This window comes from Undibacterium sp. Jales W-56, assembly GCF_025548535.1.
GTDB lineage: Bacteria > Pseudomonadota > Gammaproteobacteria > Burkholderiales > Burkholderiaceae_D > Undibacterium.
In genome coordinates this window covers 1-16,484 of sequence record NZ_JAJLQW010000003.1, presented here as the reverse complement: position 1 = coordinate 16,484, position 16,484 = coordinate 1, and the positions used below count along the sequence as shown (strand labels likewise).

At 53.2% G+C, this 16,484-nt stretch carries 16 protein-coding genes, 3 tRNA genes and 1 riboswitch; of the genes, 10 read left to right on the top strand and 9 right to left on the bottom strand.

All coding sequences use genetic code 11. The annotated features are described in order from the left end of the window. The first annotated feature begins 77 nt into the window (after positions 1 to 77). Positions 78 to 782: a Pr6Pr family membrane protein gene (locus LPB67_RS09310; RefSeq protein WP_262836867.1), complete on the top strand. Its 705-nt coding sequence runs from the start codon at positions 78 to 80 to the stop codon at positions 780 to 782. Between the two features lie 344 nt (positions 783 to 1,126). On the opposite strand, the gene LPB67_RS09305 is transcribed toward LPB67_RS09310, so the two are convergent. After that, positions 1,127 to 1,852 (bottom strand): anti-sigma factor domain-containing protein, encoded by a 726-nt coding sequence (locus LPB67_RS09305; RefSeq protein WP_262836866.1) that lies wholly within the window; start codon positions 1,850 to 1,852, stop codon positions 1,127 to 1,129. Next, complete coding sequence (locus LPB67_RS09300) at positions 1,849 to 2,436, bottom strand: sigma-70 family RNA polymerase sigma factor (RefSeq protein WP_262836865.1); 588 nt, start codon at positions 2,434 to 2,436, stop codon at positions 1,849 to 1,851. The genes LPB67_RS09305 and LPB67_RS09300 overlap by 4 nt, the downstream gene beginning before the upstream one ends. Positions 2,437 to 2,723: 287 nt before the next feature. Between LPB67_RS09300 and LPB67_RS09295 the strand changes: the two genes are divergently transcribed. Next, entirely contained in the window at positions 2,724 to 3,107 is a 384-nt protein-coding gene (locus tag LPB67_RS09295) for a DUF4148 domain-containing protein (RefSeq protein ID WP_262836864.1), read from the top strand. Positions 3,108 to 3,394: 287 nt separating this feature from the next. Here LPB67_RS09295 and ttcA read toward each other — a convergent pair whose 3' ends face one another. The 3 genes from ttcA to LPB67_RS09280 all read right to left on the bottom strand — a co-directional run bounded on the left by ttcA (position 3,395) and on the right by LPB67_RS09280 (position 5,683). Then, positions 3,395 to 4,372 carry a tRNA 2-thiocytidine(32) synthetase TtcA gene (gene ttcA / locus LPB67_RS09290; protein ID WP_262836863.1) on the bottom strand — a complete coding sequence of 326 codons (978 nt, stop codon included), beginning with the start codon at positions 4,370 to 4,372 and terminating at the stop codon, positions 3,395 to 3,397. A 68-nt stretch (positions 4,373 to 4,440) separates the two neighbouring features. Next, complete coding sequence (locus LPB67_RS09285; RefSeq protein WP_262836862.1) at positions 4,441 to 4,839, bottom strand: dihydroneopterin aldolase; 399 nt, start codon at positions 4,837 to 4,839, stop codon at positions 4,441 to 4,443. Between the two features lie 16 nt (positions 4,840 to 4,855). Beyond that, positions 4,856 to 5,683, bottom strand: coding sequence for an SDR family oxidoreductase (locus LPB67_RS09280; RefSeq protein ID WP_262836861.1), 828 nt, complete (start codon positions 5,681 to 5,683; stop codon positions 4,856 to 4,858). An 81-nt stretch (positions 5,684 to 5,764) separates the two neighbouring features. Between LPB67_RS09280 and LPB67_RS09275 the strand changes: the two genes are divergently transcribed. From LPB67_RS09275 to LPB67_RS09255, 5 genes are all read left to right on the top strand, one after another. After that, entirely contained in the window at positions 5,765 to 6,961 is a 1,197-nt protein-coding gene (locus LPB67_RS09275) for a class I SAM-dependent methyltransferase (protein ID WP_262836860.1), read from the top strand. 137 nt (positions 6,962 to 7,098) lie between these two features. Next, positions 7,099 to 7,296, top strand: coding sequence for a DUF2905 domain-containing protein (locus LPB67_RS09270; RefSeq protein WP_262836859.1), 198 nt, complete (start codon positions 7,099 to 7,101; stop codon positions 7,294 to 7,296). Between the two features lie 219 nt (positions 7,297 to 7,515). Further along, positions 7,516 to 9,144, top strand: a complete 1,629-nt coding sequence (locus LPB67_RS09265) for a tetratricopeptide repeat-containing response regulator (RefSeq protein WP_262836858.1) — start codon at positions 7,516 to 7,518, stop codon at positions 9,142 to 9,144. A 118-nt stretch (positions 9,145 to 9,262) separates the two neighbouring features. Then, the gene (locus tag LPB67_RS09260) at positions 9,263 to 10,819 is read left to right on the top strand and encodes an HDOD domain-containing protein (RefSeq protein ID WP_262836857.1); all 1,557 of its coding nucleotides are present in this window, start codon (positions 9,263 to 9,265) and stop codon (positions 10,817 to 10,819) included. 102 nt (positions 10,820 to 10,921) lie between these two features. Continuing rightward, positions 10,922 to 11,563, top strand: a complete 642-nt coding sequence (locus tag LPB67_RS09255) for a LysE family transporter (RefSeq protein ID WP_262836856.1) — start codon at positions 10,922 to 10,924, stop codon at positions 11,561 to 11,563. A gap of 57 nt (positions 11,564 to 11,620) precedes the next feature. On the opposite strand, the gene LPB67_RS09250 is transcribed toward LPB67_RS09255, so the two are convergent. From LPB67_RS09250 to LPB67_RS09235, 4 genes are all read right to left on the bottom strand, one after another. Beyond that, positions 11,621 to 12,430 carry a hypothetical protein gene (locus tag LPB67_RS09250; protein WP_262836855.1) on the bottom strand — a complete coding sequence of 270 codons (810 nt, stop codon included), beginning with the start codon at positions 12,428 to 12,430 and terminating at the stop codon, positions 11,621 to 11,623. A gap of 7 nt (positions 12,431 to 12,437) precedes the next feature. Continuing rightward, complete coding sequence (locus LPB67_RS09245) at positions 12,438 to 13,013, bottom strand: TMEM165/GDT1 family protein (protein ID WP_262836854.1); 576 nt, start codon at positions 13,011 to 13,013, stop codon at positions 12,438 to 12,440. Between the two features lie 92 nt (positions 13,014 to 13,105). Then, positions 13,106 to 13,241: riboswitch (yybP-ykoY riboswitch) on the bottom strand. A gap of 24 nt (positions 13,242 to 13,265) precedes the next feature. Next, on the bottom strand, positions 13,266 to 15,074 hold the full coding sequence (gene kefC / locus LPB67_RS09240) for a glutathione-regulated potassium-efflux system protein KefC (protein ID WP_262836853.1): 1,809 nt from the start codon (positions 15,072 to 15,074) through the stop codon (positions 13,266 to 13,268). Beyond that, entirely contained in the window at positions 15,074 to 15,709 is a 636-nt protein-coding gene (locus LPB67_RS09235) for an NAD(P)H-dependent oxidoreductase (RefSeq protein WP_262836852.1), read from the bottom strand. The genes kefC and LPB67_RS09235 overlap by 1 nt, the downstream gene beginning before the upstream one ends. Before the next feature lie 363 nt (positions 15,710 to 16,072). Between LPB67_RS09235 and LPB67_RS09230 the strand changes: the two genes are divergently transcribed. From LPB67_RS09230 to LPB67_RS09220, 3 genes are all read left to right on the top strand, one after another. Continuing rightward, positions 16,073 to 16,157, top strand: a tRNA-Tyr gene (locus tag LPB67_RS09230). 57 nt (positions 16,158 to 16,214) lie between these two features. Beyond that, positions 16,215 to 16,288 (top strand) — tRNA-Gly (locus LPB67_RS09225). Between the two features lie 38 nt (positions 16,289 to 16,326). Beyond that, positions 16,327 to 16,401 (top strand) — tRNA-Thr (locus tag LPB67_RS09220). The last annotated feature ends 83 nt before the right edge of the window (positions 16,402 to 16,484 follow it).

Genomic DNA, 16,484 nt, shown 5'->3' with positions numbered 1-16,484 from the left:
AATGATGGGCGCACGACGCACCCGACGATGCTCAAGACGCATTGGAATAGAAAATTCTCATTTTAGCGATTGCCTATATGACCGACTCCTTGACTGACTCTTCATCCGATACTGCAGCAACACCTCGTCCTGATTCTTCCGGGCTGATTCCGACAGCTTTGCTCGTCATCGCCTGGTTCGGCGTGCTGTTGCAGCTATGGCTGTCTGTGCAGTTAGCCCAGGCTAACGGTAAATCGATCCCGGCGGGGCTGGTCGTCTATCTCGGGTATTTCACGGTACTGACGAATATTTTTGTGGCGCTGGTACTCACTTGTCAGGTAGTGGTTGTGTCGAACCGGGTGGGTCGATTTTTTACCGATCCGTCTACCCGGGCATGCGCGGCGACCAGCATCGCATTGGTCGGGCTTGGGTATCACTTTTTATTGCGGCAGATTTGGAATCCGCAGGGTTGGCAGTGGGTCGCAGACATCGTGCTCCACTATGTGACGCCTATCCTGTTTAGCATCTACTGGTTGGTCGCTTTAGCTAAATCCGACTTGAAGTGGTGGTCGCCATTTGCCTGGTGCATTTATCCCGTGAGCTATTTTGCGTATGCGCTTATTCGCGGTGCCGTTCTCGGTGCTTATCCGTATCCCTTCATTGATGTGGCGGCGATCGGGTATGTGCCGGTACTGCGCAACGCATTCGGCTTGCTGCTGGTTTTTATCCTGGTCGGATGGCTGTTGATCGGGCTAGGTCAAGTTGTCAGCGGAAAGAGAAATGCACTTCTAAATAATCGTTGAGTTTTGTCAATAGGACTTACGCAAAAACCAAAACCTTTCACCACAGAGACACGGAGACACAGAGAAAAGGCAAGAGAGTAAAGGCACCATGGTCTTTGATATTCAAATGAACCCGCAAGCTGGGTGCGCCTGTTGGCACGAAATGCCGCTGAAAGCCGCATCCAGCTTGCGGGTTCAATGTACGTTGTTGTAAGCAGCGTGTCGTTTTGCGTAAGTACTGGTCAATTAATTCGGGTCCGCCTGGATCGAATATATTTGCCAGGTGACTTTGAATCATCCGCTTATAAAAAAATGGAGCAAGCCGCATTCAGCGACTTGCTCCATTGTTTAGTCAGCTATTGACGCTAAATCTGCAACCAGTTCCCCTTAAACACGATCGGTCCGGTCGGTTTTTCAGGATTGCCCGAGCCGCCTTTAGGTTCGAGTGTGACTGCCAGCAGCGGCGTCGCTTCTGCATTCATGTACTCAGGCATAGGCAGGGTGATGCTGCCGTTGTTGGCAACCAGGCCGAGCGATTTGACTTTGCCTTCCTTGCTGACGGCCCATAGTTCCAGGCTCTTGTCGGCGGCGACATTTTGCGCAGTGACGATGCGCACCACGAGTTGCTTGCGCTTGGTGTCGCCGGTGATGACGGCGATTGGCTGGGCTTTGTCATCCGACAGCGTGGCGACGTAGTTGCTGACCGCTGGCAAAACTTGTTCCGGTTGTTTCGTCATCAGCACAGAGACCAGCACCACGGCGGCGGTGGTCGATACCATGCCGAGGCCGCGCCAGAAGGCGAGGTCGTCATGCAGGTTGCGCCAGTAGGCCCAGCGCTCGCTGAGGCTGGAAGATTTTTGCAGCCCCAGGCGTTTTTCCAGGGCGCGCCAGACGCTGGATGCGGGCTGGGCTGTTTTGGCAAATTCTGCCATCGGGATCAGATTGCTTTCCCACTGACGCACCACTTGTTGCAGGTGGGCGTCGCGGTTCAGCCAGTTTTCGAAGCGGCGACGGGCGCCGCCGCGCAGGGTGCCGAGTACGTATTCGGCCGCCAACTTCTGTTGCAGGTTGGGCTTGTTCTGGATATTCATGTTAACTCCATTTTGCCAAGGCAGGTGCGCAGCTTATCCAGCCCGCGGCGTATCCAGGTCTTGACGGTGCCCATCGGTAATTTCATTTGTTCGGCGACTTCGCTATGCGACAGGTCGTGATAAAACGCCAGCGCCATGGCCTGACGATGCAGACCTTCCAGGCGCGACATGCAGGACGCGAGCGCCTTGGCATCCTGGGTCATTTCCAGTGACTGTATCGGGGTGAGTTCGCCGCTTTCCAGTGCATGCACGACATCCATATCAAAGTTATCCGCGTCAATTTCTACATCATGATCGAGTCTGCGTAACAGATCAAAGGCGCGGTTGCGCACGATGGTTGTCATCCAGGTCATGGGCGCGGCCAGACTGGCCTGATAACTGGCGGCGTTGTTCCAAATGTTGACAAAACTCTCTTGCAACACTTCTTCCGCCAGTTCGCGCTTAACTAATATACGCAGCGCGAAGCCAAACAGTTTCGGCGAAGTTGCTTCGTAGAGCAATTTAAATGCAACGGCATCCTTGCGCGCTACGCCAGCCAGCCAGATATGCAGCTGGCCTGAGTCCAATTTGGAGGTTTTTTCCACTTGGTAGTCCGTTTCGTTTCGAGAGGGAATAGATTAATCGTGCAAATCATACGATAAGGCTGGCAAATTTGTTATCCCGCTGACCCGGATTCTTTAATTATTCCTTGTTGCGCAACAATTCATTGTGATTAGTCGTCTTTATTGATTGATCCGGCTTGTATAGACTTGCTTCATCGATGAGCACGACACCGCAGTAATAGAAGCAAACAGTGCGCGACTCACCGAGGCAGTTTTCAGCGGACTATTTCCGCTCTGCCCAGAGTCATCAACCTAATTGGAGAATTACAATGAATGCGAAAAATTTAATTGCCGCTGTTGCCCTGATCGCTGCCGGCGTTACCACTGGTACAGCTGCATTTGCAGGCGACTATCAAGTTGGCGGTGAAGCGTATGTCAGCTTCCCTATCCCTGACATGATTAAATCGACTGCGGAAGTCCGCGCCGAGTTGGTCAAAGCCCGTGCCGAAGGCCAGCCAGTCGGCGGCGAGTCTTACACTACGGTTGCTACCAGCAATGCGACCAACGGTAAAACACGTTCTGAAGTGCTGGCTGAATTGAGCCAGGCGCGTAACGAGGGTTTTGTGGTCGGCGGCGAATCCTATGTGGCTTTCGCTCCAGCGGCACCGGCACACGTAACAGCCGACACAGTACAAACTGCAAAAAACAAATAAGTTGCGCGACCCTGAATAGTCTTGCCCAGTAAATAAGCATGCCACCGCGAGGTGGCATTTTTTTATGGGTTGGGACTTGCGCAAAAAACCAAACCCCTCAGCACCGAGACGCAGAGAAAAGCACAAGAAAGGCTGCATGGCGCGTGGATGTCAAAACGAATCCGCAAGTCGGGCGCGCCTCCTGGCGCACAATGCCTCTGAAAGCCGCGTCCAGCCTGCGGTTTTAATGTGCACATGGTGCGACGCAGCTTGCCGTTTTCGTAAGTCCTTTGGATAAAGTAATGACTTTAGTCGTCGTGACCGAAGTGCAGTGAAATCACATTCTTCTCCGGTGTCGCGCACGGTTCATCGTCGAAGGCGATATCGCCGTCCGGATTTGCGACGCCATCGATATCCAGGTCCTTGAAATTGAATAAATTCTGGTCCATCAGATGCGATGGCGCGACGGTAGCGAGTGAAGAAAAAATACTTTCCACCCGGCCCGGATGGGTTTTTTCCCAGCCGCGCAGCATGTTTTTGATTTGCTTGCGTTGCAGGTTTTCTTGCGAGCCGCACAGGTCGCATGGAATGATGGGAAATCCCTTGACCTGCGCATAGCGCTCGGAATCGGCTTCTTTGACATACGCCAGCGGACGGATCACGATGTGCTTGCCGTCATCCGATTGCAATTTGGCAGGCATGCCTTTGAGTTTGCCGCCGAAGAACATGTTCAGGAAAAAGGTTTCCAGAATGTCGTCGCGATGATGGCCGAGTGCGATCTTGGTTGCGCCGAGTTCGTCGGCGACGCGGTACAGAATGCCGCGCCGTAAGCGCGAGCACAGCGAGCAGGTGGTTTTGCCTTCCGGGATCAGGCGCTTGACGATGCTGTAAGTGTCCTGATTCTCGATGTGATACGGGATCCCGAGTTGTTCCAGATACGCCGGCAGGATGTGATCAGGGAAATTCGGTTGCTTCTGATCCAGATTGACGGCGACGATCTCAAAATCAATCGGCGCGCGTTCGCGCAAGGTCATCAGGATATCCAGCATCGCATAACTGTCCTTGCCGCCGGACAGGCAGACCATCACCTTGTCGCCTTCTTCTATCATATTGAAATCGCCGATCGCCTGACCGACCTGGCGACACAGGCGCTTATGCAGCTTGTTATTTTCGTAGGCGATTTTTTCTTGCGACTTTTGACTGACCGTTACAGTGGCGGATACAGGGTTCGTATCATGGATGACGGCGGTGTCTGGAGCGGCGAAGCTGGTTTCTTGTACTTGCATGATGGTGCTTGGGTTTCTTTAATAAATCAGTCAGGTCAGCAATCAGGTCAGATTGGCGGCAGGATCAATCAGATCTCCGTTTTAATCTGGAACACTTCGACCCCGACACCTTCGCAATCGGGATACACATCCGGCTTCATGGTCGAGACCCGCACCGCGCGTACGCGCGGGTGCGCCAGCATGCTTTTGGTCACGTCATCGCATAAGGTTTCTTGCAGATGCACATGGCCTTGTGCCATACGCTGGGCGATGGTTTCGCGCATGAAATCGTAATCGACCACTTCATTCAGGTGATCGGCGGTCGGTGTCGACAAGGCGAGCGGGATATACAGATCCACATTGATGAGGACGCGCTGCTCGCCCTTTTTCTCAAAATCGTGCACACCGATATTGATCATGACTTCGTAGTTGCGCAAAAACAGGCGGCGGCAATCGGCGAGCTGGGGATAGTGGAGGACAGATAACATAAGTGTTTCGGCTCAATCAAAGAGGTGGTAAGGAGTTCGGCAGCACAGTGTCGGCCGTGACGACATACATGATGTCGCGTGTCGATGGCAGCAGATGCTGTCCGCCATCCACCATAATCGTGCTGCCTGTGATTGCCGGCATATCGGCGACAAAGCAAATCGTCTTCGCAATATCTTCAGGGGTGCTGGAGCGGCCCAGCGGCGTGACCTGATGCGCTTGCGCAAAATCGGCGGCAGTCTGATGACCCGATATCATGGTGATGCCGGGCGCCACGCCGACCACCCGCACTTTCGGCGCCAATGCCTGGGCCAGCGTAGTGGTTGCGCATTGCAAGGCGGCCTTGGACAAGGTGTAGGACAAAAAATCGGGATTCAGGTTTTGCAGCTTCTGGTCCAGCAAGTTAATCACGCAGCTTTGCTGTCCATCCGGTGTCGCCGCATGCAGGGCGCGTGCCAGCAGCAGGGGGGCGAGCAGGTTGACGTGCATGTGCTGGTCCAGCAGCCGTTGCGACAGGCTAGTGATCTGGTCTTCTTCAAACAGCGAGGCATTATTCACGATGCACTGGATGCCGCCGAACGCGGCGATCACATGGGGTAGCAGTGCTTGCACCGCATGCTCATTGCCTAAATCGCATTGCAAGGCGACCGAGCGTCGTCCCAGAGCCTTGATCTCGGCGACCAGGCTGAGCGCTTCTTCTTCCGATTGCCCGTAATGCACGGCCACGTCCCAGCCGCGCTGCGCCAGTGCGAGCGCAATGGTGCGGCCGATGCGCCTGGCGGCACCGGTCACGAGGGCGACGCGCGGCTTCTCGCTGCTAGCCGCGTTGTTAGCTGATTCAGTCATAGGAATGCGTTTTCACTGGTTTCTCACTTATTGTCCCTGTAATTATCCCTGTAATGGCGACGATTTTTATACAATGCGGGTATGCGACTACCTCATTCTCCACGACCACAACTCTCACTCCCCGTCCCTGGCGACGATGCTTTGGCCGCTTCGCAGGCTTTGCAGAAACTCATCGGCACCGACATTGCAGCACAGGCAGGCTGGATTTCGTTTGCCCGCTATATGGAACTGGCGCTGTATGCGCCGGATCTCGGTTATTACAGCGGCGGTGCGGCAAAACTCGGTAAAGACGGTGATTTTACAACCGCGCCAGAGATGTCGCCGCTTTTCGGTGCGACTTTAGCGCAATTGGCGGGCGCTTTATTTGTGCAAACTAGTGCCAATGTGATGGAATTCGGAGCAGGAACCGGGCGGCTGGCTTTCGATTTTTTGTCGGAATGCCAAGTTTCGGGGATTGCCGTTGAGCGCTATTTTATCGTGGAATTGTCGGGCGAGCTCAGGGCAAGGCAAGAAGTTTTGCTGAAAGATTTCCCGCAGGTGCAATGGCTGCAACAAATGCCGGCGGCCTTCAGCGGTGTGGTGCTCGGCAATGAAGTGCTCGATGCGATGCCGGTGCAATTGGTGCGCAAGACTGAGCAAGGCTGGCGCGAGGTCGGCGTCGGGCTGGAAGCGGCGCATTTTGTGTGGAGCGAGCGCGCTTGCGATGCGGCGTTGTCGGCGCAATTGCAGGCGCAAATTCCCGAAGCCGACGAATTGCCAGTCGGCTACCTGACCGAGTTGCATGCGGTAAGTTGCGGATTTATGCGCAGCCTGGCATCGATGCTGAAGGCAGGTTCAGCGCAGCCGGGCAGGGCGGCGGTGGCGATTTTGCTCGATTACGGTTTCCCCGGGCGCGAGTATTACCTCGAGCAAAGAGCGCAGGGAAGCTTGATGTGCCACTATCGGCATCATGCTCATCCCGATCCGTTTTATTTGCCGGGTTTGCAAGATATTACGGCGCATGTCGATTTTACGACGATGGCGCGGGTGGCGCAGGACGGCGGACTCGATGTATTGGCGTATCTGAGTCAGGCCGGATTTTTGTTGGAAGCCGGTATCGCCACGATACTCATGCGGACGCCGGCTGACGATCCCATGCGATATCTGCCCCAAGCGAATGCGCTGCAAAAACTGATTTCACCGGCAGAAATGGGCGAATTGTTTAAAGTATTGATCGTCGGCAGCGGCGTCGAACTCGATCGGCGCCTGTTGCGCCATGACCGCAGCCATCGACTGTGATGGTGCACGGTATTTAATATACTCCACCCAGGTATATTTTTATTGTTCAATCAGGGTTTGCGGAGTAAGCTCGGTTTTAATGGATGGTAGGGGGAGTATAGGGAAATGAGAACGAAGTTAATACGGAAAGCAGGCACATGATACGCTGGGTACTGACGATTTTTGTGGCCTTGATTGTGTTCACGGCCCTGTTGCCGTGGCTGGAGAAAATTGGCATCGGCCGTTTGCCGGGTGATTTGCGTTTTAAATTGTTTGGCCGGGTTTTTTCACTTCCCTTTGCGTCGACGATTTTGCTGTCCTTGCTGGTCTTATTGATTGCCCGTTTCTTGAAATGAGTTTGTGAAAGAGTCATTGCGTGGCGTTTTGGTGAAAGCTAACGCAAAAATATATGTATTCTCTATTCAAAATTTGCATGAATCGGTTAAAGTTTTAGCATATTTGCGACGACACCTTAGTATCGGTACCGCTAGCAAAATAAATTGATTTAGAGTGACGTAAGCAAGAGCATCAGTATCCGAAGCCAATAATAAATAACGATATTCCCGAAAGCGCCCATGAGTGATCTGGCTGACATTAAAGCATTGCTCATTGAGCCGCATGCAGGCATGCGGGTCAGTTTGCATAATATGCTGAACTTATGCGGCATCAACAAAATTGAACATGCGTTGACGGCGGGCACGGCTATCCGCGCGATCCAGTCGAAACCATTTGACTTGATCTTATGCGAATACGATCTCGGTGTAGGACAAGACGGACAGCAATTGCTGGAAGATATACGGCATCACAAGCTGACGCCGTTATCGACTATCTTTATCATGGTCACGGCTGAACGTGCCTATGCCAAAGTCGTCAGTGCGGCGGAGCTGGCGCCGTCCGACTATCTGCTCAAGCCTTTTACTGCCGACACGCTGCTGGAGCGCGTCGTCAAGGCGATGGAAAAACGCAAAGCCTTCGTCGAAGTATTCAGCCTGATGGAGCAAGGCGCTTTGACCGAAGCGATCAATGCCTGTCATCATGGCGAGCGCGATTTCCCCCGGTATCTGGTCGACTTCATGCGCATACGTGCCGAACTGCATGTGATCCTGGGCGAAGCCGCCGAGGCTGAAGAGTTGTATACCGCCTTATACGAGATGAAAACCGTCGCCTGGGCCAGACTGGGGCTGGCCAAGACCTTGTTCATGCAAGGGCGCTATGAGGAAGCGGAAGACATTCTCAAGAATCTGGTCGCAGAAAATACCAAATACATGGATGCCTACGACTGGCTGGCCAAGACCCATGAGGCAATCGGCGAATTGCCCGAGGCGCAGACTGTGCTGACCACGGCAGTCGGGGTATCGCCACATGCCGTGCGCCGCCTGCGTAAATTGGGTGAGATCGCCTTGGAAACCGGCGATGTGGAAACCGCCGAATCGACCTTTAAAAAAGTTGTTGCCAAGGCCAAATTTTCCGAATTCCGCGACCCCGAAGACCATGTCAAACTGGTCGACGCACTGGTGCAAAAGGGCGACACTGAGCAAGCGAAATCAGTCATCCGCGACATGGAAAAAAACATGGTCGGCCTGAAAAAGACGGCTGCCTGCAAGGCGATTTCGACTGCCAAAATCCATGCTTCTACAGGAGATGCCCGACTGTCCGAGGAGCTGGGCGCTGCCGTCGCAGCGAGCCGTGACAATATCGGCCTGTCCACCAACATCAAACTTGGACTGGCAAAAAGCTGTCTCGACAATAATCAGGAAGGCGAGGCGTCGGAGGTCATTCTCGACGTGATGCGCAATGCGACCAATCAGCAAGTCATGGCGCGCGCATTGGGGGTATTTGAGAATGCCGGTAAAGGACATCTGGGGAAGGAGCTGGCCCAGCAAAGTCAAAAAGAAGTGATGGACCTGGTCGCGCAAGGGGTGCAAAAAGCTAAACAAGGCGATTTCCGCGGTTCAGTTGAATTGCTGACGACCGCAGCGCGTAAATCGCCGGATAATCCGCAAGTGGTCATGAATGCTGCCCTGGCGACCCTGAAATGTCTGGAGCACCAGGGTTGGGATCATCAGATCGCGGAACAATCAAAACATTTGATCGAATCGGCGCGTCGTCTGGATCCTATGAATCCGCGCCTGAAAGCGATTCGGGGTATGTATGATGAATTGCAAAAGAAATATGGCATCAATGTGCTACGTAAAACTAAATAACAATCCCAGCAAAATTCCGCTGTCATCCGAGTGCCGCAATCCCTCACGTCATATGGCGTGACGTTGAACGTGGCACCAAGACCTTGGCAGCAAGTACCTTCGCCAGCGAAATCCAACCATGTCCAACGACACTTCGGTTTATTTAGGTCAGCACGCGCCAGAACCGCCGCGTGACCGCTTGCTGCGAAAAATCAGCGAGGATATGGCCTTGCCGACGCTGGGCGCAGCCGTGAGCAAAGTCGTCGAGATTACTTCCAGCGGCGAAGATTCGGTTTCCAAACTTGCGCATTTTGTATTGGCCGATGTCTCCTTAACCCAGAAAATCCTGCGCCTCTCCAATACGATTCATTACCGCACGATGGCCGGCGTGCCGGTCACGACCATCTCGAGAGCGATCTTTTTGCTCGGATTTAATATGGTCAAGACCAGCGCACTCGCGATGCTGTTGGTCGACTGCTTCAAGGATAAAAGCCAGGCGCAAAGCGTACGTAAAGAACTCATGCATGCCTTGTGCGCGAGTATCGTCGGCCGTGAAATGGCGCAGCGCGGCAGGTATCAGGATGCGGAAGAAGCGGCGGTTGCCGCTTTGTTTAAAAATATCGGTCGCCTGCTGGTCGCCTCGTTCGATCATGTGCTGTTCGGACGGATAGAAGCGATGCTCGCGAGCGGTCATGCCGATGCCGGCAATGCCGCCAATTTGTTAATGGGCTGCAGCTATGACCGGCTGGGCGACTTGGCCTTGCAGGAATGGAAGATCCCCGAATCCATCATTCAGTCGCTCGGGCCATTGCCTATGGGAGAGCAAAAAAAAGCCACACATCGCAACGACTGGCTGAAGCAGGTCGCCAGTTTTAGCGATGAAGTGGCAGGCTTGGTGCTGACTACCGCCAGCGATAAGCTGAGCGCCCGTTGCAAGCCTTTGCTGCTGAAATTCGGCAAAGTGCTGGAACTCGATCAGAGCAAGCTGGAAGAACTTTTAAGCAGAGTGGTGCAAGAAACCCGGCAGTTAGCAGAAAGCATGGATATTGCCCTGCCCTCCGATGGACAGTCTGGAGATGAACTGGCGGAAGATCAAGGCGTACCCAGCGAATTTTTGCTGAAAACCTATGATTCCGAACAGATGCAACAGGCAGAGCGCTATGCCAGCGGCAAACCGCATAATGCGCGCGACCTGTTGCTGGCGGGGGTACAGGATGTCACGCAAATGCTGGCATCCGATCAGATCAAGCTCAACGATATGATTTTGCTGGTGCTGGAGACGCTCTACAGCAGCATGGGCTTCCGCTTTGCGACTGCCTGTTTGCGTGAGTTGCAAACCTCGCGCTACGTCGCCCGTGTCTCGGTCGGTGAATTATATGCAGAGCGGCAACGCGGTTTTGCATTTCCGATTAAAAGTGAACAAGATGTATTTCATCTGGCCATGAGTAATAACGTCGACCTGATGATTTCAGATGCAGCAGTGCCGAAGATACAAAAATTGCTACCGGCATGGCACCATCAATTACTGCCCGACACCCGCAGCTTTATCGTGCTGCCTTTGGTGATACAAAAAAAATCCCTGGGGTTTTTCTACGCTGACCGCGCCGTTGCTGCGGTAGAAGGGGTGCCGCCGGACGAAACCGCACTGATCAAAACCTTGAAGAGTCAGTTGCTCGCGGCGATGATGCGATCTTAGGCCGGTTAAAAAGCGCTTGAATTTGCTGACGCCGGATCGGATGCGCAGCAGGATTGGCGACGTACAGTTAGAATGATGGCCTGAAATACTCTGGGATTGATCATGCTGTTGACTACTTGGCTTACTTTTTTCTTCGCGGCTTGCCTGATCGCGATTTCCCCCGGTTCTGGCGCAGTGTTGTCGATGTCGCATGGCTTATCGTACGGCGTTAAAAAAACCAGTACAACGATCGCAGGTTTGCAAGTGGGATTGTTGTTGATATTGGCGATCGCCGGTGCCGGCGTGGGATCGATTTTGATGGCGTCCGAAATCGCGTTTAATGTGATTAAAACCGTCGGCGCCTTGTATCTGATTTACCTCGGTATCAGCCAATGGCGCGCCAAGGTCGATGTGCCTCATGATGAGATGGTCGCAGCAAACCTCGTGATGCCCGATTGGCGCAAGCGGTTTTTGATCGGTTTTTTGACGAATGCGACGAACCCCAAAGGGATTATTTTTATGGTCGCGGTATTGCCGCAATTTATCAGTCACGACGCACCCTTATTGCCGCAATTATTGATACTCGGCGTAACGATGTGCCTGATCGACCTGGTGGTCATGCATAGCTATGCATTGGCTGCGTCGTCGATGCAGCGTTTCTTCCGTGATCCGCGTTTATTGAAAAAGCAGAATCGCTTTTTTGGCGGAGTCTTGATGGCGATTGGTACGGCTTTATTTTTCGTGAAGCGTAGCCCGAGCGCCTGATGCACTCGCATCGACTGCCTGCTCCGGTATCAGGTGCCGGAGCAGGTGGTTCTAGTTTTATCCCAGCGGGATTTCCTGTTTCTTCGCCAGTGCATCGAGGTCTTGCCAGATACTCATCTGATTCAACAAGCGTGTCGCCGGATCAAGCATCGCGTTCAGGTTAAAAAAACGTTCCAGTGCGGTGTCGTTGAAGGCGCTGCTTTGGGAGAAGTTCGTGCGGCCATATTGTTTTTTGAAGGCGAGCAATAAATCGCCTGGCGTATCTTTATGCCATGACTGCATCAGGCCGCCAACCATCAGTGCGCTATCTGCGGTTTGTTCCAGCATGCGCGGATTGCGCGAGCTGCCGACATCTTTGTAGTCCAGCAAGCGCGGGAAATAAAATTGTTTGATCCATTGGGCGGGGATACCGCCTTCGCGCACAATCGCCACGCTGCGCCAGAGTTTCCAGCTTCTCTCCGCTTTTTCCGCCTCGACAAAGACCTCGTCTGCATGGACGGCGCAGTCTTCTGCCAGCTCAATTTCCAGGATAATGGGCAAGCCCGCTTGCGCCGCGATTTCTTCGAGTTCCGGCATTTCCGGTTTTTGACCGTGCGCATTTTGCAGTGCTTGTACAAAGTTGCCCAGAGTCGCTTCATAGGCCGCATGCAGGCTGCTGGTGGCGTGACAAAACGCCGTACATGCGGCGAAGTAGGCCATCAATTCACCGACATAAATCCCATCGGCGACGCCCGGTTGTCCGGCGTCAGCATGCAGGCTTGCACGTATCGCATCGGCATGGATGCCGTGCCTCAGGATGGGGTAGAGCCGGGTAGAGATGGTCCCGAATTTCACCAGGGTGCCAGCGGGTAAAGTAAACGATGTCATAGAATTCTTAATTAAAAAAACGGTTGCCAAGGCCAAGTAATACGATGCTGCCTAAGATGGCGAAGATCGTCGCCGCTATCCAGCGCACCAGCTTGAAAGGAAAATTCGGCGCCGCGATTTTGCCGAGAAACACCGCAGGCACATCCGCGATCAGCATACCTAATGTGCTGCCCGCGACGACCCAGGTCAGGCTGCTGTATTTAGCCGCAAGTGCCACCGTGGCGAGCTGGGTTTTGTCGCCGATTTCGGCAAGAAAGAAGGTTACGCAGGTCAGTAAAAAAACGCCGTAACGGCTTTCGCTCAGATTGTTTTCTTCCATCTCATCCGGTTTAAGCGTCCAGGCGGCAATTCCTAGAAACGACAGGCCCAGAGCCCATTTCAAAATATCCGGCGAGACATGCGATGCAACCCATTGGCCCAGCCAGGCAGCCAGCGCGTGATTGGCCAGCGTGGCGACCAGGATGCCGGCAATAATCGGCCAAGGTTTTTTATAACGGGCGGCAAGTAGCAATGCGAGTAATTGTGTTTTGTCGCCAATTTCACCGATGGCGATGGCTAAGGCAGAGACGAGGAAAGCTTCCATGAGATAGGCGGATCGGGCGAATTTAACCAATGATAGATGCACCTCTCGCCCAATCCCTGGTCAAAAAGGTACATATATCAAAGGTCTTGCCGGACTAGCGCCTGAAACAGTTTCTGGCTTCCAGTCAAACGCACCATGACGGCTGTCAAGTATGTTGATGCGTTTACTTCAGTGTCGCTATCTGGCTATGCCGACGATTGAAACGGGCTACTCCCCAATGAAATAAGTGAGGCAGTATACCCTAATCCGCAATCAGGACGCATCCCAGCCATTTTTATGCGCGACTTCGCGCGCTTCCCGGTCTCTGGCGAACATTTCTTCCAGCTCATCCCTGGCTTGTTTAGATAAGGAAACCATTTGCTGCTGGTCTTTGTAATGCGGATACACTGCATGCATGGTCTTGATGTTGTGATCACGAAAGCGTAAGGCACTCAGGCGCGCCTGATAGGCCCTGAAGCCGAGTAGTTGCAGCACCTGGCGACCGGTTTGCAGCGAGGATTCAAAGGTTTCGCGCTCGAAAATACTCACGCCCCTGTCCATCAGTTGATAGCAATGCGTGATGTTGCGAGCGCGCGCCACGATGGTCAGATGCGGAAAATGTTCTTTGGCGATATCCACTAATGCCAGGCTATCTTCGACATCATCAATCGCGATCACCAGAATTTTTGCCTTGCCGGCACCGGCAGCGTGGAGTAAATCAGCCCGCGTCGCATCGCCATAAAAAATTTTGAAACCGAATTTACGCAGCATTTCAATCTGATCGGGATCGTGATCCAGGACCGTCGAGCGGATCCGGTTGGCATACAGCAGGCGCCCGACAATCTGACCAAAACGACCGAAGCCCGCGATGATCACGGGATTATCTTGCGACGTGATCTCATCTTCGGGCGGTTTCTCCAGATTGCGCAGGCGCGGCTCCAGCCATTTATCGTAGATCACCAGCAGCAGCGGCGTTGCAACCATCGACAAGGCAACCACCACGACCAGCAGGGCGGAGGTTTCGGCAGAAAAAACCTTGGCGCCGGTCGCAGTGGCGAACACCACAAAAGCAAATTCCCCGCCTTGCGCCAGTAAAAATGTGAACAAGGAGCGCTGTGCTTTAGGAATCGAGAAACGACGACTCAGCAGATACAGCACGCTCATTTTGACCAGTAAAAATAGCAAGACGATGCCGAGAATTTGCAGCGGTTTAGTCAGGAACAGGCCGAAGTCCACCGACATGCCGACTGCAATGAAGAACAAGCCGAGCAAGAGTCCCTTAAATGGCTCCAGATCGCTCTCCAGCGCATGACGGTATTCAGATTCTGCCAGCAGGACGCCGGCCAAAAACGTTCCGAGCGCCATCGACATATTCACCGACTCCATCAGCAGCGCGATAGAAATCACCAGCAATAAAGCGAACGCGGTAAAGATTTCACGCATCTCGGTTTTGGCGATGATGCGCAAGATCGGACGTATCAGGTAGCGACCGCCGACGATCAGCGCGGCTATCACGCCGACCACCTTCAGGCCGGCCAGCCAGCCTTCGGTGTCGCCCTGGCTCTCTGCCACACCCAGCAAGGGAATCAAGGCGATCATGGGAATCGCCGCAATATCCTGAAATAGTAAAATCGAAAAACTGGCGCTGCCAGCCGGTGTCGCCATCAGATTGCGTTCATCTAAAGTCGCGAGTGCGATGGCAGTCGAAGATAACGATAAGCCAAGTGCGGCGATCAGCGATGTCTTCCAGCCTGCGCCAAACGCGATCCCCACAAGACTAAGCGCGACCGTGCAGCCCAAGACTTGCGCGCCGCCCCAGCCAAAAATAGGGCGGCGCATGGACCACAGGCGCTTCGGCTCCAGTTCCAAGCCGATAACGAACAGCAGAAGCACCACACCGAATTCTGAAAAATGCAAGATGACCTGTACATCTTCAATTAGGCGTAAGCCCCAAGGGCCGATCGCCATGCCCGCCAGTAAGTAGCCGAGCACAGCGCCGAGTCCCAGCCGCTTTGCCACCGGCACGGCAATCACCGCTGCCAGTAAGTAGATCAAGGCGTTCAGCAACAAAGTATTGTCCATCATGCTTCCTTGATCTCTGGCATCGGCGTCGTTGGCAACTTCGCCCAGTCTGGGTAGGTTTGGAGTAATTCTCGATAGCGTTGGCAATGCGCTTTTACGCCGACTTCATCGACCTGCAATGCGCCGAACAGCAAGAACGGCGGCACCCAGTTCATGCCGCATAAATTGGCAGTTTGTTGTAGCGGCGGCAAGAAGGCTTCGAAGGAATGACCATGCGTACCATCTGTGCTGTAGTCATGTGAGTTACCTCCTGTTGTGGCGGCCAGCCAGTAATCTTTTCCTCGCAGTGCCGTGCCGTCCTTGCCGTAGGCCCAGCCATATTCCAGCACTACATCCATCCATTCTTTAAGCAGGGCAGGCATGCTGTACCACTGGATAGGGTGCTGAAAAATCACCAGATCCGCGTGTTCAAGCAGAGCTTGTTCATGCCTTAAATTAATATGAAAATCCGGATAGGTTTCGTACAAGTCGTGTACGCGTACATGAGGCAGATCGCTGACGGCCTCTATCATGCGGCGATTAACGCGCGAGCGATGCAGGGCTGGGTGCGCACATATGAGTAAGATCGATTTTAGTGTCATGGGCAATAGAAAAATCAAGGACAACATCAGGCGTCGGATGACAGATGTGTGCATGCTAACGCAAATTCCGTGCCTCAAGGATCTGTTAAAAAACCGGGTCGGCAGACATGTTTTATGCTAAACGTGGAGCGTAAGCAGGGGGAGCTAATTCGAATAGCAAAGTAATGCCCGCTACCAAGCGATGATCGTTAGAATTTATTATTCTAATAACTTTCCGGCTAAGCCTGTAAATTGAGCGAAAACAAATTAAGAATTAATAAATAATTCTTTTAAATCAATAATTTGCTTATTTGTTGTTGTATCGCGACATTAAAGCAGCGTCGCCTGCCAGCATCCGGCATTGCAAAATTTCACTCCCTTTTCATAAAAAGCTATTGACAGTGAAATCGAACTTCTGCATAATTCGGGGTTCCCTACGGAGGGGTGGCCGAGTGGTTAAAGGCGACAGACTGTAAATCTGTTCTCTCTGAGTACGCTGGTTCGAATCCAGCCCCCTCCACCATAGGAAGAGAATTGCTTAATCGTGTGCGTGATTGATGCGGCTGAAGTGGTGGTCCCTGCGGGTGTAGCTCAATGGTAGAGCTGAAGCCTTCCAAGCTTATGACGAGGGTTCGATTCCCTTCACCCGCTCCAGTTTTATTTTTGTGCGATAGCTGTGCACAAAACAAGCTGCCCTTGTAGCTCAGTGGTAGAGCACTCCCTTGGTAAGGGAGAGGCCACGTGTTCAATCCACGTCAAGGGCACCATGTACGCAGGTGTTTTCAAAGTTTTCAAATCTAAAGGTTGTCGGGCGCGTGCCTGAACATTCTCATCAAAATCGTTAGGAGTC